The following is a 20681-nucleotide window of genomic DNA, read 5'->3' on the forward strand; positions in this document are numbered from 1 at the left end:
ACGGGTCATCGAGATTGTCGACGTCGGTGAGGTTCTCGCTCGCGGGGTGGGTGCCTGGGGTCAAACGGTGGCTCCTTCCTGGGCCAGCGCCCATTCGACATGCTCGCGCACCAACGCCGATGGGTGATCGCGTCGCGCGAGCAAGGCATCGCGCAGCGGCGCGCGCGCGGCGGCATCTGCCGAGTCGCGCAGCGCATTGCCAAGCCCCACGGCCAGATTGCGCAGCCATCGCTCATGGCCAATACGACGAATGGGGCTGCCGGCCAGCTTATCCATGAATTCCGTTTCGCTCCAGGCGAACAGTTCGACGAGCGAGGCGCTATCGAGCCGGTTGCGCGGAGCGAAATCGGCGAGCGGCGACGGCTGCGCAAACTTGTTCCACGGGCAGTAGAGCTGGCAATCGTCGCAGCCATAGATGCGATTGCCCATCTTCGCGCGCAAATTCTCGGGAATTGCCCCTTTGTGCTCGATCGTCAGATACGACACGCACAACCGCGCATCGACGCGAAACGCTTCGGTGATGGCGCCGGTCGGACAAACGTCGCGGCATCGCTGACATTGCCCGCAGTGCTCGCCCGGGTGCAGGCGGTGCCCCGTTGCCTTGCCTGGTACCTCGCTCGGCGTGCTTGGCGCATCGGCATCCACCGGCAGCGGCACGTCGACAAAGATCTCGCCGAGAAAGAAGAGCGAGCCCGCGTCGCGCGAGAGCAGCAGGGTGTGCTTGCCGCGCCAGCCCAGCCCGGCCTTCTGCGCGAGTTCGACTTCGAGCACGGGGGCCGAATCGGTGAATGCACGGTAGCCGAACGGCCCGATGGCCTGGGTAATGCGATCGGCCAGTTGTTGCAGCCGATGGCGCATGACTTTGTGATAGTCGCGTCCGCGCGCATAGATCGACACGACCGCCTCGGCTGGCATCGCCGCGCGCGCGGCTTCACGCTCGCGCCAGCTCGCCATGTCGGTGTCGTTCGGAAGATAGTTCATGCGTGCGCTGATGACGCGCACCGTGCCGGGAACCAGCTCCGCGGGCCGCGCGCGCTTCATGCCGTGCGCCGCCATGTAGTCCATGTCGCCATGACAGCCGTCGTCGAGCCATTGTTGCAGCCCCGCTTCGGCGTGCGAGAGATCGATGTCCGTGATGCCGACCCGGCCGAAACCGAGTTCGCTCGCCCATGCGCGAATCTGACCGGCAAGCGCGGCCAAGTCCCCGGCATCGAGGGCGGGAGACGTCGCATTGTCGCGCGAGGACGACACTTCCGAGGCATTCGGAGGTGCCGCCGACTCGACTTGTGCGGCGGTAGCGGGGAAAATCACGGAAGCTTTCATCGACTCCATTTTACGCAATGCCCGATTCATCAACGCCGACGCCCCTGGGCGAGCGCATCTTCGCGCTGCCGGACGAGGCCGCCACCGAGGCCTTCGCCGCAGCGCTCGCGCGCGCCATCGTGGCACGCGCGGCGCACACTGACCCGGCGCATGCGGGACTGCACGTGCAGCTCTCGGGCGACCTCGGTGCAGGGAAAACCACGCTCGTGCGTGCCCTGCTGCGCGCGCTGGGCCATACCGGACGCGTCAAAAGTCCCACGTATGCATTGTGTGAACCTTACAACATCGACACACCACAAGGCGTGTTGCCGGTCTATCATTTCGACCTGTATCGCTTCGCCGATCCGGCCGAATGGCACGACACGGGCTTTCGGGAGCACTTTGCAGGCGACGCCCTGTGCCTCGTCGAGTGGCCGGAGAAAGCCGAAGGTCTCCTGGGCACCCCCGATTTGGGCCTTTGGCTGGAACCTGTAGGCAACAGCCGCCGTCTGACGACGAGCGCCTACACGCCGGCCGGTCTTGCTTGCCTGAACTCATGCTGATCAAACGCTTTATTCGTACCGACGACGCCTCATCGCCCAATGCCGGCCGCCGCCGTGCATTGCGCGCCGGCGCCTCGACACTCATCCTCGCCCTCACCGGCCCGCGTCTCGCCTTCGCCAATGCCATCGTGGCGGTGCGCGTCTGGCCGGCCAAGGACTACACACGCGTCACGCTGGAGACCGACAACCCGGTCAAGTTCCAGCAGCAACTTATGGCCAGTCCGAACCGCTTTGTCATCGATCTCGACGAAGTGGATCTGAGCCCGGCGCTGCGCGATCTCGTGTCAAAGATCCAGCCGAACGACCCGCAGATCATGCAGGTGCGCGTGGGGCAGTTCAAACCCGGCGTCGTGCGCATGGTGTTCGATCTGAAGGCCGGCGTGAAGCCACAATCCTTCACGTTGCCGCCGGTCGCGGGCTACAAGTACCGCACCGTGTTCGACCTGTATCCGGCGGTCGAGCCCGACCCGCTCATGGAACTGCTCGCCAAGTCCAGCCACAAGGCCGAGGCATTGGCGCAGAACACACCGCCCGCTCAGCCCTCGAACCCGTCGTCGGGCACGGGCACGCCGAGCACGGAGGAGAGCGAAGCGTTCTTTCAGCGTTACGCGCAACGTGAGCCGGGCCCGCGCGTCTCACGCCCCCCGGCGCCCTCGACCACGGACAGAATGCCGTCGCTCGCCCAGCGCAACGACGACGGGCTGCTCACGCCACCGTCACGCGGACCGAAGACCGCCCGCCTGCTCACCATCGCCCTCGACCCCGGCCATGGCGGAGAAGACCCCGGCGCGATCGGTAGCAGCGGCACCTACGAGAAAGTGGTGGTGCTGCAGATCGCCAAGCGGCTGCGAGAGAAGATCGATGCGCAACCCAATATGCGGGTGATGATGACGCGCGACGCCGACTTCTTCGTGCCGCTCGGCGTGCGGGTGCAGAAGGCCCGCCGCGTGGACGCCGACCTGTTCATGTCGATTCACGCCGATGCGTTCACCTCGCCGTCGGCGAACGGGGCGTCGGTATTCGCCCTGTCCGAGCGTGGCGCCACGAGTGCGACGGCACGTCTGCTGGAAAAGACGCAAAACGCGTCCGATCTGATCGGCGGCGTCAATATCAAGACCAACGACCGCGCCGTAGCGCATGCGTTGCTCGATATGTCGACAACGGCGCAGATCCGTGACAGCAAGGTATTCGGCACGGCGCTGCTCGCCGAGATCGGCACCGTCGCGGACCGGCTGCACAGCAAGCACGTCGAACAGGCGGCCTTCGCGGTGCTCAAGGCCCCCGACATTCCGTCGGTGCTCGTCGAGACGGCCTTCATCAGCAACCCCAAGGAAGAGCAGGCGCTGAACGATCCGGCCTACCAGGAGCGGCTCGCCGATGCACTGCTCAAGGGCATCAAGGCCTACTTCGCCAAGAATCCGCCCCTTGCGAAGAATCGGACGGCCTGACGGCCGGCCACGGACGTTCGCGCAACGCCAAGACAAAAATGGCGCGCCCGGTCATCAACCGGACGCGCCATTTTTTATTCGACCTGTGCGAGGTCGCTGTCTGCCCGACGGTCGACCTTACTCGCCCTGGCCCTGCGCCACACGGCGACGACCGCGCGTGACCAGTTTCCAGAGCGCGCCGAGCGCGATCGGCACCACCGCTGCCGAAATGCCCACCAGCACGATGACGTTCAGGTATTGCTTGACGATCGGCAGGTTGCCGAACAGGTAACCGCCGCCCACGAGCAGAGTCACCCAGATCAGGGCGCCGAGCAAGTTGTAGAGCTGGAAGCGCACCCACGACATGGCCGACACCCCCGCCACGAACGGCGCGAACGTCCGCACGATTGGCACGAAACGCGCAATCACAATGGTCTTGCCGCCGTGATGCTCGTAGAAGTCGTGGGTCTTGCGCAAGGCGTCGCGATCGAGAAAACGCCAGTTCTTCTCGTACACGCGCGGCCCGATCTTCGATCCGATCCAGAAATTGAGCGTGTTGCCGGTCACTGCCGCAATGAAGAGCAGTACGCCGAGCAACCACGGATCCATCGCACCGGTCGCCGCAAATGCACCGCCAATGAACAGCAGGGAATCACCCGGAAGGAACGGAAAGAGCACCAGCCCCGTTTCCACGAACACGATCATGAACAGGAACAGATACACCCAGTTTCCGTATTGATCGATAAACACCCCCAGATGTTTATCGATGTGGAGCACCATCTCCACCAATTGCACCAAAGTATCCAAGTCGATTCCTCAAGATAAAGGACGCCGGCCCGTCCCTGCGGGCACGCGACGAACGCATGATACCAGCGCAAACGTCGGGCGTCGTGTCGTGCCCGTGACGGTCGGCGCCGACCGTCACGGGTATGTCGAATTCATGGTCCAGCCTACAACCCTCCCATGACAGGAATGAGTTGCGCTGCTACGGGCGCCGTTGCGGGTATTGCCCGCTGAAACCTGGCTCGACCTATGTCTTTGAGGGCAACCTTTATAATGGTTCCCATGTCTGCGACCCCGACCTCCTCCCCCCCTGCACACGACCCGGCCGGCGTGCCCGCCCCGACCGGCACCCAGGCCCCTGAGCGCCGCCCCGGCCCCCTGCCGACGGGCCTCGCGCCGTTGCGCGCCATCCAGGTCCTTCCCGACCAGCTGATCAGCCAGATCGCCGCGGGCGAGGTGGTGGAACGCCCCGCGTCCGTCGTCAAGGAATTGCTCGAGAACGCCCTGGATGCCGGCGCCCGCGCACTCCAGATCAAGCTCGAAGAAGGCGGCGTGCGCCGCATCGCCATCACCGACGACGGCGGCGGCATGTCCGCCGAACAATTGCCGCTGGCGCTCACGCGCCACGCGACGAGCAAGATTCGCTCGCTCGACGAACTCGAATCGGTGCTTACGTTGGGGTTCCGTGGGGAAGCGCTCGCTTCCATCGCGTCGGTGGCCCAACTCACGCTGTCGAGCCGCCAGGCCGATGCGCCGCACGCGAGCGCCATCGACGGCAACACCGGTGCGCTGACCCCCGCCGCAGGCCCGGTGGGCACGACGGTCGACGTTCGCGACCTGTACTTCAACACCCCCGCGCGGCGCAAATTTCTGAAGACCGAGCAGACCGAGTTCGGTCATTGCATGGACGTTATTCGCCGCAGCGCGCTCGCGCGTCCCGACGTCGGCTTCTCGATCCTGCACAACAACCGGGCGGTGGAGCACTGGAACGCGACTGACGCCGCGACGCGCGTCACGCGCGTGCTCGGCAACGACTTTGCCGGCGCGCATCTGGCGCTGGACGAGGGGGCCGCCGAGTTGCGCCTGTCGGGCTTCGTCGGGTTGCCGACCGCCAGTCGCGGGCGCGCCGACCAGCAGTATTTCTTCGTGAACGGCCGTTTCGTGCGCGACAAGCTGCTCACCCACGCGGTACGCGCGGCCTATGAAGACGTGCTCCACGGCGACCGCTATCCGGCCTACGTGCTGTATTTCGAACTGCCGCCGCAATGGGTCGACGTCAATGTCCACCCCTCGAAGATCGAAGTGCGGTTTCGCGATGCCCGCAGCGTCCACCAGTTCGTATTCCACGTCGTGCAACGCGCGCTGGCCCGAGCGGCGGGCAGCGGCGGCGCGACGCACGCCGCCCACCTGACCGACGGCGGTGGACTTGCCGCCGGGCCGGGTGCCGCTTTGGGCGGCGGCAGCAGCGGCATGATGGCTGCGCGCCCGGCCGGAGGGATCGGCGGCGTCGGCAGCAGTTGGAATCCCCGCATGCAGCAAGGCACGCTGCCGATGGCGCAACCGCTGTCCGTCTATGACAACTTGTTCGGACGCGCCGCGCCCCCCGCCCCGCGCCCGTATGGTCAGCCAGGCGTCACGGATGCACCCCCGCCGCCGTATGGCCATGCCGGGACAACGCAAGGCGACACGACACTCACCGGCAGCGACACCCTGCCGGCAGGCACCGGCGGCAACGCCGACGCCATGGCGCTGGAACAACCGCTCGGCTTCGCCCTCGGCCAATTGCACGGCATCTACATCCTCGCGCAGAACGCCTATGGCCTCGTGCTGGTCGACATGCACGCGGCCCACGAGCGCATTCTCTACGAACGCTTCAAGCAGGCACTCGTGGAACGCAGCGTGCCAGTGCAGCCGCTGCTGATTCCTGTGACGTTCTTCGCCGACCCGGTGGAAATCGGTACGACGGAAGAACATCAGGAAACGCTCACCGCACTGGGCTTCGACCTCGCGGCGATGTCGCCGACCACGCTCGCCGTGCGCGCCATTCCCGCCCTGCTCGACGGCGCCGACGCGCAAGCCCTGGCGCGCGCTGTGCTCGCGGACCTACGTCAGTACGGCGGTTCGCGCGTGCTCACGGAACGTCAGCATGAACTGCTCGGCACGCTCGCCTGCCACACGGCGGTACGTGCAAATCGACGGCTCACGCATGAAGAGATGAACGCGCTGCTGCGCCAGATGGAAGCGACCGAGCGCGCCGATCAGTGCAATCACGGGCGTCCCACCTGGTACCAGCTCACGCTCGGCGATCTCGACAAGTTGTTCATGCGGGGACGTTGAGCCGCTCATGACGTCATCGCCCCCGATCGTCTGCCTGCTGGGCCCGACGGCATCCGGCAAGACCGCCGCCGCCCTTGCGCTGGCGCAGGACACCCCACTCGAGATCATCAGCGTCGACTCCGCCCTCGTCTATCGTGAGATGGACATCGGCACGGCCAAGCCGAGCGCGGCCGAGCTGGCCGCCGTTCCCCATCACCTGATCGACATCATCGATCCGCGCGACGCCTATTCCGCCGCGCAATTCCGGGAAGACACGCTGCGTCTTGTCGATGAGATTGCAGCGCGCGGACGCCGCCCGCTGCTCGTCGGCGGCACGATGCTGTACTACAAGGCGCTCACGCAAGGCCTCTCACCGCTGCCGTCGGCCAACGCCGACGTACGCGCCCAACTCGACGATGATGCCGCGCGCGAGGGCTGGCCCGCCATGCATGCACGGCTGGCGAGCGTCGATCCGTCGACGGCCGCCCGCCTCGCGCCGAATGACGCACAGCGCATTCAACGCGCGCTGGAAATCTTCGTGCTGTCGGGCAAACCGATGTCGCAATGGCTTGCCGAAGAAGCCCGGGCACCTGCCGCGCCAACGCCCCATACGTTCGTGCCGGTGGCGCTGGAGCCGAGCGACCGCGCGGTACTGCACGCACGTATTGCCGAACGGTTTCGTCTGATGCTCGCGGCCGGCTTCATCGAAGAAGTCGAACACCTGCGCGCACGCGGCGATCTCGACCCGAGCCTGCCGTCCATGCGCTGTGTCGGCTACCGGCAGGTATGGGAATACCTCGACGGCGAGATCGATTACGACACGATGCGAGACAAGGGCATCTTCGCGACGCGCCAGTTGTGCAAGCGTCAGCTCACCTGGCTGCGCTCGATGCCCGAGCGCCACATCGTCGACTGCACGGCCGCCCACGCCTTGCAACACGCCATCGACGCCGTACGCGCGCTCTGGCAAGTCTGAGCGCATCGCCATCCCTGCGGAACGCCTCGCTGATCGTCCGGCGAGGCGTTCTGTGCCCGCGTGCGTCGCACGCTGCGAAACCCGCATCGCCTTATCGCCCCAGCCGTCTCCCGTCTCCGTTGAAACCCTGACAGCTTTCCGGTTTGCACGACGATTTTGATATGCTAATTTGCATATCAACGTTTCGTTCAATGCAAATTTGCATCGAATCCACGATACCGGGAAGGACGCCAATGACGCAGACTTCGATGGAGCCAAGTGGGGTGGCGGGTGACGGGCTGCGGCGGCCGACCGGCGGCGCGCGACGCGTGCCCGTCGCTAAATGGGCGGTGCGCGCCGGGGTCACGCTGATCTATCTGTTCATGCTCAGCCCGCTGATCTTCGTCGTCTGGCTGAGCTTCTTCAAAGACGCGATCATCACGTTCCCGCCGAGCGGCTACACGCTCTCATGGTATTTGAACGCCTGGCGCAATGCCGCGTTCGCCGACGGCTTCCTGCTCTCGCTCCAGCTCGCCGCCTGCGCGGCCATCGGCGGCGTAATCCTCGGTGTCGCCGCCTCTCTCGCCCTCGCGCGCTATCGTTTTCCCGGCCGCCGCACGCTCGGCAATGTGTTGCTGTTGCCGCTCGTGGTCCCGGGCATCGTCGCGGGCATCGCGACTTACCTTTTCTATCTGCGCGCCGAAAACGCGCTCGATATGGACATCGTCGGCACCTTCGGCGGTCTCGTGATCGCGCACGTCTGCCTGACCATTCCGTGGACGATGCGTCTCGTGGGCGCGAGCCTTGCACAGATCGACGGCACCATCGAGGAAGCCGCCCGCAATCTCGGCGCGGGCCCGTGGCGCACACTGTGGCGCGTCACATTGCCGATGTTGCGCCCCGCCGTCGTGGCGGCCGGACTGTTCAGCTTCATCGTGTCGTTCGAGAACCTCGAACTCACGTTGCCGCTGGTCGGACCGGGCAAAACCACCCTGCCCATCGCGATCATGCAGTACCTCGAATTCAACCTCGATCCGACGATTGCCGCCGTCTCCGCGGCGCAGATCGTCCTGCTCGGCATCGTCATGCTGATCACCGATCGCTTCGTCAAACTCAGCCAGGTGATCTGACATGGCCAACGTTTCATTGCGCGGTCTGCGCAAGCAATACGGCAACGCCGCCGCCGTGGCGGACTTCTCGCTGGAGATTGCCGACGGCGAACTCGTCGCCTTCCTTGGCCCGAGCGGTTGCGGCAAGACCACGACGCTGCGCATGGTCGCGGGCTTCGTCGAGCCGACGGCCGGCGAAATCTGGATCGGCGGCAAGGAGGTCTCGCGCCTGCCCGCGCATCGCCGCAACACCGGCATGGTGTTCCAGCGTTACGCGCTCTTTCCGCACATGACCGTGGCAGAGAACGTGGCGTTCGGCCTCGAGATGCGGCACGTGTCCAGTGCTGAGCGCGTTACGCGAATTCGCGAAGCGCTCGATATGGTGCGTCTCACGTCGCTGGCGGATCGCTATCCGCGCCAGCTCTCCGGCGGTCAGCAGCAGCGTGTGGCGATTGCCCGCGCACTGGCGATTCGTCCCGACGTGTTTCTGCTCGACGAGCCGCTGTCCAACCTCGACGCCAAGCTGCGCACCGAAGTGCGCGAAGAGATCCGCGCCCTGCAGCGACGGCTCGGCCTGACGACGATCTTCGTCACCCACGATCAGGAAGAGGCGCTGGCGATTGCCGACCGCCTGGCCGTGATGCACGACGGCTGCGTGCAGCAGATCGGCACCGCCGATGCGCTTTACGAACGCCCGGCCAATCCATTTGTCGCGAACTTCCTCGGCAAGATGAATTTCCTCGCCGGGCGGATGACCGACGGCCATTTCGTGACGGCCAAAGGCGAGCGCCTGGCCTTGCCGAGCGCCGCCCCCGACGCCACGACGCTCGGCATTCGCCCCGAGCGCCTGCGCCTGAGCGACACGCCTGTGCACAACGAAACGGCCATGCCGGTCACGGTCGACCAGACGATCTATCTCGGTTCCACGCTCGAACTCCGTCTGAAGAGTCCGCAGGGCGAGATGCTCGTCGCGCACGTGCAGAACACCGCACGCGACGACGTCGGCCGCTATGCCCCGGGCCGCGCCCTCAACGCGTGCTTCGCGAGCACCGATTGCCTGTTTTTCAACGCCTGACGACACTGCCTCACTTCCACCCGCTTCGGCCCATGTATTGGCCAACCTCGTGGCCAACGTTTTGAAGGATGACGACATGACGCACGCCCTGAACCGCCGCTCGTTTCTGAAGACCGCCTCCGGTCTGGTGATCGCCCCCGCGCTCGGCCTCGATGCCCTCTCGGCACACGCTGCCGCCGCCTGCCCGAACGTGGTCGTCGGCACCTGGGGCGGCGACTATCTGAATCTTCTCGAACAGAACATCGGCAAGCCGATCATCGAAGCCGCCGGCGGCAAGGTCACGTACGACTCGGCCGGTCAGGTCGAGCGCATGACGAAGCTGCGCGCCGAGAAGGCGTCGCGACGCGGCTCGCTCGACGTTGCATGCCTGGCCGATCTCGATATGTATGACATCAACCGCTCGGGCATTCTCGAAGCGGTCGACGCCAAGCTCGTCCCGAATCTGGCGAATGCGCTGGAGGCGCTGCGCCGTCCGTACTCGATCCCGCACATCTTCAGCGCGATGGTGATCGTCTACAACCCGGAGAAGCTCGGCACGAAGCCCGACTCATTCACCGCCGCACTCGATCCCAAGCTCAAGGGCCGTGTGGGTTTCTCGGACATCCTCTACAACTTCAACGTGGTGAGCAGCTCGCTCGCGGCCGGCCATAAAGACGGCGATATGGCCGGTGGTGTGCAATTCCTGCGCGAATTGCGCAAGTCGCAGCAGCCCAAGGTCTATCCGTCGAACGAAGCCGTGGCGTCGGCGCTCAAGAGCGGCGACATCTGGTTCACCTGTATGTGGAAAGCGCGCGCGCTGCAATGGAAGAAGGCGGGCGTGCCGATCGATTACGTGGTGCCCAAGGAAGGTGCCGTGCCGGTAACGTTCGAAGCCGCCGTGCCGAAGAATTCGCAGTCCAAGCTGTGCGGCTTCAACTACCTGAACGCGATGCTCGATCCGCGCGCCCAGATCGGCTTTGCGGAGACGATGGGCTATGCGCCGACTGTGACGAACGCGAATCTGCCGCCGTCGCTGCAGGAAAGCGTGGGCTTCACCCGCGCCGAACTCGATCGCATGGTCAAGCTCGATTACGCCCGCTTCACCGCCGACAAGCCCGCGCTGCTCGACTTCTGGAACAAGGAATTCAAGGTGGGTCTGTGAGCGTCGCCGACACCCCGGAGCCTGCGATGACGCCGTCCCCACCGGCTGCCGATGCCGCCCGAGCCGCCCGGGCCGCCACCGCGCGCGCGGTGCGCGGCGCGCTCACGGGCGGCTCGCTTGCCACGCCCGCCACGCTCGTGGTGTTGCTCGTCATCGTGCTGCCCGGGTTGCAACTGGTGCGCTACAGCTTCAACCGGTTCGATCCGGTCGACATGATGCAGGCGGCACTGACCGGCACGAACTACGTCAAGTTCTTCACCGATCCGTACTACCTCTCGGTGCTCTGGACGACGATCAAGGTTGCCTCGCTGTGCACGGCGCTCGCGCTCGTGTTTGGCTTCCCGGTCGCCTACGTGCTCGCGCGCACACAAACCCGCTTCAAGAGCCTGCTGGTGATGCTGCTGGTCTTCCCGCTGCTGGTGGGCAACGTCGTGCGCGCGGCCGGCTGGATGGTCATGCTCGGCACGGCCGGCTTCGTCAACGCCATGCTCGTGTCGCTGGGCATCGTGCCGCAGCCGATTCGCTTGCTGTACACGCCGTTCGCGGTCGTGGTGGGCACCACCGCCGTGGTGCTGCCTTACATGATCCTCACATTGCAAAGCGTGCTCGAAGGCATGGACTTCTCCGTCGAGGAAGCCGCGCGCAATCTGGGCGCCACCTTCTGGCAAACACTCACGCGCGTGATACTGCCGATGGCCGCACCGGGCATCGCCGCCGGCACCATGCTCGTGTTCATTCTCTGCATGAACGCCTATGCCACCCCCGTACTGCTCGGCGGCACCGGCATCACCATGATGACGCCCACGATCTACGACCAGATCGCGAAAGCGAACAACTGGCCGTTCGGCGCGGTGCTGTCCATCGTCTCGATGGTGGTGACGTTCGTGCTCGCCATTGCGTCGCACTGGATCATCCATCGGCGCTATGCGAAGACGATGATGACCTGACCGATCTGCCCGCCCTGATCCGCGCGACCTTGCGTGCCGACCGGCCCCATCCGTCGGTCATGCCCAACGCCGTCTGCCCCTGACATTTGCCCCAATTTGCCGATAAGGACTTCGTGATGCCGACTCTCTCCGATGCGACACGTCAGTACCGCCATCGTCTGATGCAAGACCTGATGGACCGCGCGCGCGTCGACGCGCTCGTGTTCACCGCCGCCGATTTCTTTCAGTGGGCCACGAACTTTCACGTCGATGTGCAGACGTGGGAGCGCCCCATCGCCGTGTGCGTGCCGCGCAACGGCGAGCCGTTCGCGGTGATGAACGAGCTGTCGACGCATCACCTGATGATGGCTCGCGAGCGGGGCCATCTGTGGCTCGATCTCGATCGCGTCACGCTTTACGCCGAGCATCCGCGCGTGACCCAGCGCCAGCCGCTGCTCGCCGATGTGCCCATGCTGATCGCCGACACGCTGCGCGCCGCCGGTCTGGCAGGCTCGCGCATTGGCGTCGATGCGGCCGGTGGCCCGCTCGCGCGCGCCGGTGGCCTGCTGCCCGATGCGAAGCTCGTGCCCATGCTTGCCGAGATGCGCGCCCTGCGCTGGGTCAAGCACGACGAGGAAATCGCCATCATGCGCGCCGCCGCCGAGTTGGCCGACTGGGTGCAGGACCGGTATCGCGAGAACATTCGTCCCGGCCGTCTAGTGCAGGAACTCGACTACGCGATGGCCGCGCTGATGGTCACGGAAGGGGCCAAGCGCTTCCCCGGCGAGAACCTCGAAGTGATGCGCTGCTGGACACTGCCCGGCCCCGCCTCGGCCTCGCCGCATGGCGATGGGGCATCGTGCGGAGCGCGCATCAATGCGGGCGACGGCATGGTCAACATCGTGATCCCGCGCCTGAACGGTCTCGTGATCGAAAACGAACGCACGTGGTTCTGCGGCAAGCCGTCGAGCGAGCAGGCGCGCTACTACGAGGTCGCGCGCGCCGCCAATGAAGCCGCAGTGAACGCGGCCGTGACCGGCAAGCCCGTCTCGGGGATCGACGCCGCGGCGCAGGCCGTCATCGAGAAAGCGGGGTGCGGTGAGTTCATCCGACATCGCACGGGCCACGGCATGGGCATCATCGGCCACGAGTACCCGGACGACATGGCGTTCAACCATCGTCCGCTGCTCGCGAACGAGGTGTATTCGGCCGAGCCCGGCATCTATGTCTACGGCCTGGGGGGCTTCCGTCTGGACGACTCGGTCGTCACCGGCGACACCCCCGTGATGCTCACGCGCACGCCCCGCACGCTCGCCCACGCCACGATCGATTGACGATTGCAGGCCCGCGAGTCACGGTTGCCCGCTGACCCGGGCAACCCCAGACACACCATCCTGGAGGAGAGGTCATGGAGTCGATTCTGTTGTCGAATTGTGCGCTGCTCGACCCGGTCAAGGGCGAGCTGCGCGAAGACCACGCCGTACTGATCGAAGGCGGACGCATCAAGGAAGTGTCGGACAAGCCGATTCGGGCGGCGTCGGCGCGCGAGATCGATGCACACGGGCGCACCGTGATGCCGGGACTGATCGATCTGCATGTGCACGTGCATGCCACGCAGCTCAACCTGGCCTCGCAAGCCCATCTGCCGAACGTGCTCGTCACGCTCCGGTCGGTGCCGATTCTGCAGGGCATGCTGCGGCGCGGCTTCACCACCGTGCGGGACGCGGGCGGTGCGGGACACGCCATCAAGCAAGCGGTCGAAAGCGGACTGGCCGAAGGGCCGCGCCTGTTCGTGTCGGGCCGCGCGATCAGCCAGACCGGCGGACACGGCGACGGTCGCGCGCGCACCGACTACCTCGGCACCGACGGGCCCTGCCCGTGCTGCGTGCGCGTCGGCGCGCTGTCGCGCGTGGCCGATGGCGTCGACGAGGTTCGACGCGCGGTGCGCGAAGAGCTGCAAATGGGCGCCGACCAAATCAAGATCATGGCCTCGGGCGGCGTGGCCTCGCCCACCGATCCCGTTGGGGCCTGGGGTTATGCCGAAGACGAAATCCGCGCCATCGTCGCGGAGGCCCGCGGGCGCGGCACCTATGTGCTCGCCCACGCCTACACGGCATCGGCCATCGAACGCGCCGTGCGCTGCGGCGTGCGCACCATCGAACACGGCAACCTCGTCGACGCCCCCACGGCCCGCTACATGGCCGAGCAAGGCGCTTACGTCGTACCCACCTTGGTGACGTACGACGCCCTCGCGAACGAAGGCAAGTCGCTCGGGCTGCCCGACGATAGCGTCGCGAAGATCGCCAATGTTCATGCGGCGGGCCTGCGTTCGCTGGAGATCTTCCGCGAGGCCGGTGTAAAGATGGGGTACGGCTCGGATTTATTGGGTGAGTCGCAGCGCCTGCAAAGCGACGAATTCCGTCTACGCGCCGAAGTGCTCTCGCCGGCGGAGATTCTGCGCAGCGCGACGGTCATCGGCGCCGAGGTGCTCGGCCAGTCGGGCCAGTTGGGCGAGATCGTGCCCGGCGCGCATGCCGACGTGCTGATCGTCGACGGCAATCCGCTGGCGTCGATCGATTGTCTACTCGGCCAGGGGGAGCGGATTCCGATGGTGATGAAGGGCGGTAGAATCCACGCTTTCGCGCTGTAGGCCCCATGCGCAAGGGCCCCGACAGCTAACCCTTCCGTGGAGAATCGATGGATTTCCGGCACATCGACGCCTTTCGGGCGCTGATGCTCACGCGCACGACTACCAAAGCGGCCCAGGTGCTCGGCACGTCGCAGTCCGCAGTCAGCCGTCTCGTGGCCGATCTCGAACGCTCGACGCGTCTCACGCTGTTCGATCGCGCGCGCGGACGGCTCGAACCGACGGCCGAGGCGTTCGCGCTCTTCGAGGAAGTCGAGCGCCGCTATGCCGGCCTCGACAACATCCGCGAATTCGCGCTGAATCTGCGTAACCCCGACACGGCCGTCATTCGCGTGGGGTCGGTCGTGTCGTTCGGTCTGGGCTTCTTTGCACGCGTGATGGCCGGCTACCGGGCGTTGCATCCGAGCGTGCAGCTCGCGCTGACCACGGGGGCCTCCGATCTGATTCGCGACCAGGTCGTCACGCATCAGCTCGCGCTCGGCCTCGTGACCAATACGATCGACGTGGCCGCGACCGATGCCGTCTCGTTCGCCAACCTCGACGCGATCTGCGCCCTACCCGCGGGGCACGTCCTCGCGCGCAAGAAGGTGATCCGTCTGGCCGATCTGAAGGGGCAGCCGATCCTGTCTTACGAGCCGACCGACATGGTGCGCTGGGGCATGGATCAACTCTTTGCCGAGGGCAATCTGCATCAGCAGGTCGTTGCCACGGCCCGCTACTCGGTCAACATCGGCACGATGGTGAAAGAGAACGTCGGCATCGGGTTGCTGCACCCGGTGTCGGCCTACGACTTCCTCGACTCCGATCTCGTGCTGCGACGTTTCGAGCCGTCGATGCCATTTCATACACTGCGCATCACGCCTCGCGCCGCGGCCCCCAGCGCGCAACTCGACGATCTCGTGCGCGTGATGGAGACCACGCTGGAGGATGTCATGCGAGCCGTGGAGGCGCGGATGAAGCGCTGACGCGGCCGATCTGCGTGAGCCCTTGGCCGACACCGCCGTACGTTGACCTCGCGCTGCCATAAAAAAGCCCGCCGAAGCGATCGCCGGCGGGCTCTCAGTGCATTGCGCATATCCGGAGGGCATCGCCCTCCCGGGGCTTACGACACGATCGTCTGCGCTTCACCTTCCTTGCGCTCGCGGATCGTGCCCAGACGGTAGACCGTCTCGCCCGACGCTTCCAGGTGCTTGACGGCCGCGTCGGCGTCAGCCGCCGCGACGATCACCGCCATGCCGATACCGCAGTTGAACACGCGGTGCATTTCGGCGTCGGCCACCTTGCCGTGCGCCTGCAGCCACTGGAACAACGGAGGCAGCGTCCAGGCGTCTTGCTTGATGTCGGCCGTCAAGTGGTCTTGCAGCACACGCGGAATGTTCTCGACGATGCCGCCCCCCGTGATGTGGGCCATGCCCTTGACCGGCAGCGACTGCATCAGCGCCAGCAGCGACTTGACGTAGATGCGCGTCGGCGCCATCAGCACGTCGCGCAGCGGTTGGCCGTGGAAATCGGCGTCCAGATCTGGCTTGGCAACGTCGATGATCTTGCGAACGAGCGAATAACCGTTCGAATGCGCACCCGACGAGGCCAGACCCAGCACCACGTCGCCCGGCACGATGGTCGTGCCGTCGATGATCTTGCTCTTCTCGACCGCACCGACCGCAAAACCCGCCAGATCGTACTCGCCGTCCGGGTACATGCTCGGCATTTCGGCCGTCTCGCCACCGATCAGGGCACAGCCCGCCAGCTCACACCCCTGGGCGATGCCCTTGACGACGGTGGCCGCGGTGGCCACGTCGAGCTTGCCGCAGGCAAAGTAGTCAAGGAAGAACAGCGGCTCGGCACCCTGCACCAGGATGTCGTTCACGCTCATGGCGACCAGATCCTGGCCGACCGTGTCGTGCTTGTTCAGCGTGAAGGCCAGCTTGAGCTTGGTGCCCACGCCGTCGGTCCCCGAAACAAGCACCGGCTCCTTGTAGCGCTTGGGTACTTCAAACAGCGCGCCGAAGCCGCCAATGCCGCCCAGCACGCCGTCGCGCAGGGTTTTTTTGGCAAACGGCTTGATCGCTTCGACCAATGCGTCGCCCGCTTCGATGTCGACGCCAGCGTCGCGATAGGAAAGGCCGGATGTTTCGTTAGGGTGTGACATGACGGGAATGCATCAAGGTTCGGTAAAATGCGATTTTACCCGATGCGCGTGCCCTTTCGGCATGCAAACCGGATATCGGACGCAAGCCGACGTCGGCTTGCCCTGTAAACCGCACTCCGCCAGCCTTTTGCCGGCTTTCCTCGTTCGTGATCCAGCAACTGTTTCTCGACCTCGGCACACCGCCGCCCGCCACGTTCGACAATTTCATTGTCGGGCCCAATCGCGAGGCGGCGCAAACGCTCGCCGGCCTGCCCGCCGAACTCTCGGCCGGCACGGCACGCGATCGCGGCATCTACCTCTGGGGGACGGCCGGGTCCGGCCGCACCCACCTGATGGAGGCCCTGTGCCATGCCGTGGGCCCAAGCGCGCGCTATCTGCGCCCGAACAGCCCGCTGGCCGCCTTCACGTTCGACGACGCGAGCACGGTCTACTGCGTCGACGATTGCGACCATCTCTCCCCTACTCAGCAGATCGCCGCCTTCAACCTGTTCAACGAGACACGCGCCCGCCCGCACTGTGCCTTCGTGGCCGCAGGCGCCCAGCCCCCTGTCGACATGCCGCTGCGCGAAGACCTGCGCACCCGCCTCGGCTGGGGCCTCGTATTTCACATTGTGGGACTCGATGACGACGGCAAGAAGCAGGCGCTGCAGAATGCCGCCCGCGAGCGCGGGTTGCAGTTGGCGACCGACGTGCCCGCCTATCTGCTCACGCACTTCGAGCGCGATATGTCGAGCCTGATGGCGTTGCTCGATCGTCTCGACCGCTTTTCGATGGAACAAAAGCGCGCGGTGACCCTGCCGTTGCTGCGCCAGATGCTGACCCACACCGATCCGGCCGTCCCCGAAGGGAAAAACTGACCGGTATCGCGCCGGTTCAGGTAAGCCGCCCCTAGCTTCAGGTAAAATTCGCGCAATGACCAATTTAGCCCTCTTCGATCTCGACCACACTCTGCTGCCCACGGACAGCGACAAGGAGTGGGGTCGTTTCCTCGTGCGCCAGGGTGCTGTCGAGCGTGATTCGTACGCACAGGCCAACGAGGCGTTCTATCAGGATTACTGCGAAGGCCGGCTCGATATGCCGGCTTATCTGCGTTTCTGCCTCGCGCCGCTCGCGCGCTATCCGCGCGACCAGCTCGACGCGTGGCATGCGCAGTACATGGAAGAAGCGATCCTGCCGCACATTCGTCCCGAAGCACTCGAACTGCTCGACACGCACCGCCGGGCCGGCGACCTGTGCGCGATCGTGACGGCCACCAACACGTTCGTCACGCGGCCGATCGCCCGGGCGTTCGGCATCGATCACCTGATCGGCACCGAACCGGCCGTGGCCGGCGACGATCCGAACGCACCGGACGCACGCTATACCGGCGACTATGTTGGTACACCGAGCTTCCGCGAGGGCAAGATCACGCGCACCGAAGGCTGGCTCGCCAGCCTTGGCAAGTCGTGGCACGATTTCGACCACGTCTTTTTCTATAGCGATTCCGCCAACGACGTCCCCCTGATGGAGAAGGTGAACCATCCGGTGGCAACGAACCCCGATGAGGCGCTGCGCGACATCGCGCTGGCGCGTCGCTGGCCCATTCTCGAGTTGTTCCAGTGATCCGCAAACTCATCAAGAAACTGCTTGGCAAAGACAGCCAGGCCATCCTGCCCCCGACCGGCAAGCCGGTTGTCATCCCCGCCTCGGTCCACGGCATCGATCCGAGCCTGCTCTCGAAGAACGCCGTGCGCGTGACCGACACGCTGCAGCAAGCCGGGTTCAAGGCCTTCATCGTCGGCGGCGCCGTGCGCGATCTGCTGCTGGGCATTGCCCCGAAAGACTTCGACGTCGCCACCAGCGCCACGCCCGAGCAGGTCCAGCGCCTGTTCCGCCGCGCGCGCATCATCGGTCGCCGCTTCCAGATCGTGCACGTGCAGTTCGGCCAGGAGATCATCGAGACCTCCACGTTCCGGGCGCTGGTCGATGCCGTCGACAGCGAGCAGATCGGCGCACGTCGTCCGAAAAAAGGCGAACTCGACCGCAAGACGCACGTCACCGACGAATCGGGCCGCGTGCTGCGCGACAACGTCTGGGGCGAGCAGGAGGAAGACGCTGCCCGGCGCGACTTCACCGTCAACGCCATGTATTACGATCCGGCGGCCCAGACGGTGCACGACTATCACCACGGCTGGGAAGACATTCAGAAGCGCGTGCTGCGCATGATCGGCGACCCGGCCACGCGCTACCGCGAGGACCCCGTGCGCATGCTGCGCGTGGTGCGTTTCGCGGCCAAGCTCGGCTTCAAGATCGACGACGCGACGGCCGAGCCGATTACACAGCTCGCGCCACTCATCGACAACGTGCCAGCGGCGCGTCTGTTCGACGAGATGCTCAAGCTGCTGCTCTCGGGTCACGCGTGGGCGTGTGTGCAGCAACTGCGTGAGCAGGGCCTGCATCACGGCCTGCTGCCGTTGCTCGACGTGGTACTGGAGCAGCCGTTGGGCGAGAAATTCGTCATGCTGGCGCTCGCCAACACCGATGCACGCATCCGCGCAGGCAAGCCGGTCTCGCCGGGCTTCCTGTTCGCCGCGCTGCTCTGGCATCTCGTGCTCGAAAAGTGGCAGGCCTATCAAAGTGCGGGCGAATATCCGATTCCGGCGCTGCATCTCGCGATGGACGACGTGCTCGACGCGCAAACCGGCAAGCTGGCGATCCAGCGGCGTTTCGTCGCCGACATGAAGGATATCTGGGGCTTGCAGGTGCGCCTGGACAAACGCGTTGGCCGCACGCCGCTGCGCATGCTCGAGCATCCGCGTCTGCGCGCGGGTTACGATTTCCTGCTGCTGCGTTGCGAATCCGGTGAAGTCCCGGCCGAAGCCGGCCAGTGGTGGACCGACTTCCTCGAAGGCGACGCCGCGACACGCGACACCCTGCTTTCCCAAGGCAGCGGACCGGGCTCCACGCCGGCCGCCAAGCGTCGCCGCCGACGTCGCAAACCGACGGGCGGAAGCAGTGGCGAAAGCTCGGGCGGCGAACGTGGCGACGGGGGCGGCGGCAACGAGAGCGCGACCAGCGAGAATCAGGGCAAGCGGGTATCATCGCGACAGCATGGTTCCGAAGGTGCTTCATGACTGTTGCCTACATCGGGCTCGGCGCGAATCTCGGTGACGCCCGCCAATCGATCAAGGACGCCATCGTCTGCCTGGCGCAGCAGATCGGTGTCACGATCATTGGCAAGTCTGACTTGTATCGCACGGCCCCCATCGAATCGAGCGGCGACGACTATCTCAACTGCGCCGTCGCCGTTGAGACGAGCCTGAGCGCTCATCAGTTGCTCACGCTGTGCCTGAAGATCGAGTTGCATTTCGGACGCGAGCGACCGTACAAGAATGCGCCGCGCACGCTCGATCTCGACCTGCTGCTGTACGGCGACGAGTGCATCGCCGAACCCGACCTGATCGTCCCGCATCCGCGCATGGCCGCGCGCGCCTTCGTGCTGCGCCCGCTCGCGGATCTCGCTCCTGAACTCGACATCCCTGGCCTGGGCCGCGTGAGCGCCTTGCTGCTGGGCGTCGCCGACCAGCGCATCGAGCGCGTCGCGCAGTGCTGCTGCCCGACGAAGCGCGCCTACGTGTCATGAGATCGCCCGTGCTCGGGCGTTTTCGCTACCTGGCCGTCGAGGGCCCCATCGGGGTCGGCAAGACGTCGCTGGCGCAGCGCCTGGCCGATGCCGCCGGCGCCACAGTGTTGCTCGAGCAGCCCACGCTCAATCCTTTTCTCGAACGTTTCTATCGCGACAGCGCACGCTACGCGATGCCCGCGCAGTTGTCGTTCTGTCTGCAACGGGTCGACGAGGCGACGGAAATTGCCCGGCGCGAGATCGACGGCAAACCGATCTTCACCGACTTTCTTCCCGAAAAAGATGGCCTGTTCGCACGCCTGACGCTCTCGGCCGACGAACTCGACCTGTATCGCAGGCTCGTGGCGCACATCGAGCGGCCGCACCGGGCGCCGGACCTCGTGATTCATCTGCAGGCGAGCCCCGAGACGCTGTTCGCGCGCATTCAGAAGCGCGCCATTCCGATGGAACAGCAAATTCCCGATACGTATCTGCGCGCGCTGTGCGACATCTACGGCGAATTCTTCTATCATTACGCCGCTGCGCCGGTATTGACGGTCGACACGGAACAATTCGACCCGGCGCATAACGACAATGACTTCGCCCTGCTGGTCGAACGCATCGATCAGATGCGCGGACGCAAGGAAGTCTTCGTCAAGGGCGCTCGCCCCTGATCGTCGCCCGCGC

The 20681-nt window shown here is 65.5% G+C and carries 19 protein-coding genes; 16 read left to right on the forward strand and 3 right to left on the reverse strand.

Annotated elements, in window-relative coordinates; translation table 11 throughout:
* Positions 1–60 precede the first annotated feature (60 nt).
* Entirely contained in the window at positions 61–1323 is a 1263-nt protein-coding gene (gene queG, locus BGP02_RS17945; protein WP_157211384.1) for a tRNA epoxyqueuosine(34) reductase QueG, read from the reverse strand.
* A 17-nt stretch (positions 1324–1340) separates the two neighbouring features.
* Here queG and BGP02_RS17950 point away from each other — a divergent pair, with 17 nt between their 5' ends.
* Positions 1341–1865, forward strand: a complete 525-nt coding sequence (locus tag BGP02_RS17950; protein WP_017232730.1) for a bifunctional tRNA (adenosine(37)-N6)-threonylcarbamoyltransferase complex ATPase subunit type 1 TsaE/phosphotransferase — start codon at positions 1341–1343, stop codon at positions 1863–1865.
* Positions 1859–3313, forward strand: a complete 1455-nt coding sequence (locus BGP02_RS17955; protein ID WP_254440920.1) for an N-acetylmuramoyl-L-alanine amidase — start codon at positions 1859–1861, stop codon at positions 3311–3313. Before BGP02_RS17950 ends, BGP02_RS17955 begins: the two co-directional genes overlap by 7 nt.
* Positions 3314–3430: 117 nt before the next feature.
* Here the strand turns inward: BGP02_RS17955 and BGP02_RS17960 are convergent, their stop codons facing one another.
* On the reverse strand, positions 3431–4099 hold the full coding sequence (locus tag BGP02_RS17960; RefSeq protein WP_017232728.1) for a VTT domain-containing protein: 669 nt from the start codon (positions 4097–4099) through the stop codon (positions 3431–3433).
* Between the two features lie 258 nt (positions 4100–4357).
* On the opposite strand from BGP02_RS17960, the gene mutL reads away from it, so the two are divergent.
* The 9 genes from mutL (at position 4358) to BGP02_RS18005 (ending at position 15209) form a co-directional block, all read left to right on the forward strand.
* Entirely contained in the window at positions 4358–6412 is a 2055-nt protein-coding gene (gene mutL, locus BGP02_RS17965; RefSeq protein WP_442796424.1) for a DNA mismatch repair endonuclease MutL, read from the forward strand.
* A 7-nt stretch (positions 6413–6419) separates the two neighbouring features.
* Positions 6420–7367 carry a tRNA (adenosine(37)-N6)-dimethylallyltransferase MiaA gene (gene miaA / locus BGP02_RS17970; RefSeq protein WP_017232726.1) on the forward strand — a complete coding sequence of 316 codons (948 nt, stop codon included), beginning with the start codon at positions 6420–6422 and terminating at the stop codon, positions 7365–7367.
* Positions 7368–7600: 233 nt separating this feature from the next.
* Positions 7601–8476, forward strand: a complete 876-nt coding sequence (locus BGP02_RS17975; protein WP_026131729.1) for an ABC transporter permease — start codon at positions 7601–7603, stop codon at positions 8474–8476.
* 1 nt (position 8477) lies between these two features.
* Entirely contained in the window at positions 8478–9530 is a 1053-nt protein-coding gene (locus tag BGP02_RS17980; RefSeq protein WP_017232724.1) for an ABC transporter ATP-binding protein, read from the forward strand.
* A gap of 76 nt (positions 9531–9606) precedes the next feature.
* Positions 9607–10671, forward strand: coding sequence for an extracellular solute-binding protein (locus BGP02_RS17985; protein ID WP_026131728.1), 1065 nt, complete (start codon positions 9607–9609; stop codon positions 10669–10671).
* A 26-nt stretch (positions 10672–10697) separates the two neighbouring features.
* A complete protein-coding gene (locus tag BGP02_RS17990; protein WP_017232722.1) occupies positions 10698–11618 on the forward strand; it encodes an ABC transporter permease in 921 nt (306 codons plus the stop codon).
* A 116-nt stretch (positions 11619–11734) separates the two neighbouring features.
* Positions 11735–12931 carry a M24 family metallopeptidase gene (locus BGP02_RS17995; RefSeq protein WP_286798933.1) on the forward strand — a complete coding sequence of 399 codons (1197 nt, stop codon included), beginning with the start codon at positions 11735–11737 and terminating at the stop codon, positions 12929–12931.
* 74 nt (positions 12932–13005) lie between these two features.
* Positions 13006–14247 carry a metal-dependent hydrolase family protein gene (locus tag BGP02_RS18000; protein WP_017232720.1) on the forward strand — a complete coding sequence of 414 codons (1242 nt, stop codon included), beginning with the start codon at positions 13006–13008 and terminating at the stop codon, positions 14245–14247.
* A 47-nt stretch (positions 14248–14294) separates the two neighbouring features.
* A complete protein-coding gene (locus BGP02_RS18005) occupies positions 14295–15209 on the forward strand; it encodes a LysR substrate-binding domain-containing protein (RefSeq protein WP_150562607.1) in 915 nt (304 codons plus the stop codon).
* Between the two features lie 137 nt (positions 15210–15346).
* On the opposite strand, the gene purM is transcribed toward BGP02_RS18005, so the two are convergent.
* A complete protein-coding gene (gene purM, locus BGP02_RS18010; RefSeq protein WP_017232037.1) occupies positions 15347–16393 on the reverse strand; it encodes a phosphoribosylformylglycinamidine cyclo-ligase in 1047 nt (348 codons plus the stop codon).
* Positions 16394–16539: 146 nt separating this feature from the next.
* Here purM and hda point away from each other — a divergent pair, with 146 nt between their 5' ends.
* Genes hda through BGP02_RS18035 form a run of 5 tightly spaced genes read left to right on the forward strand, consistent with a single transcriptional unit; the run spans position 16540 to position 20668 of the window.
* A complete protein-coding gene (gene hda / locus BGP02_RS18015; RefSeq protein ID WP_017232036.1) occupies positions 16540–17250 on the forward strand; it encodes a DnaA regulatory inactivator Hda in 711 nt (236 codons plus the stop codon).
* 55 nt (positions 17251–17305) lie between these two features.
* Positions 17306–17995 (forward strand): histidinol-phosphatase, encoded by a 690-nt coding sequence (locus BGP02_RS18020; protein WP_017232035.1) that lies wholly within the window; start codon positions 17306–17308, stop codon positions 17993–17995.
* Positions 17992–19506, forward strand: coding sequence for a polynucleotide adenylyltransferase PcnB (pcnB, locus tag BGP02_RS18025; RefSeq protein WP_286798934.1), 1515 nt, complete (start codon positions 17992–17994; stop codon positions 19504–19506). Before BGP02_RS18020 ends, pcnB begins: the two co-directional genes overlap by 4 nt.
* The gene (folK, locus tag BGP02_RS18030; RefSeq protein ID WP_017232033.1) at positions 19503–20015 is read left to right on the forward strand and encodes a 2-amino-4-hydroxy-6-hydroxymethyldihydropteridine diphosphokinase; all 513 of its coding nucleotides are present in this window, start codon (positions 19503–19505) and stop codon (positions 20013–20015) included. Before pcnB ends, folK begins: the two co-directional genes overlap by 4 nt.
* Positions 20012–20668, forward strand: coding sequence for a deoxynucleoside kinase (locus tag BGP02_RS18035; RefSeq protein WP_026131614.1), 657 nt, complete (start codon positions 20012–20014; stop codon positions 20666–20668). Before folK ends, BGP02_RS18035 begins: the two co-directional genes overlap by 4 nt.
* Positions 20669–20681 lie beyond the last annotated feature (13 nt).

This window comes from Pandoraea sp. 64-18, from assembly GCF_001899225.1.
GTDB lineage: Bacteria > Pseudomonadota > Gammaproteobacteria > Burkholderiales > Burkholderiaceae > Pandoraea > Pandoraea cepalis.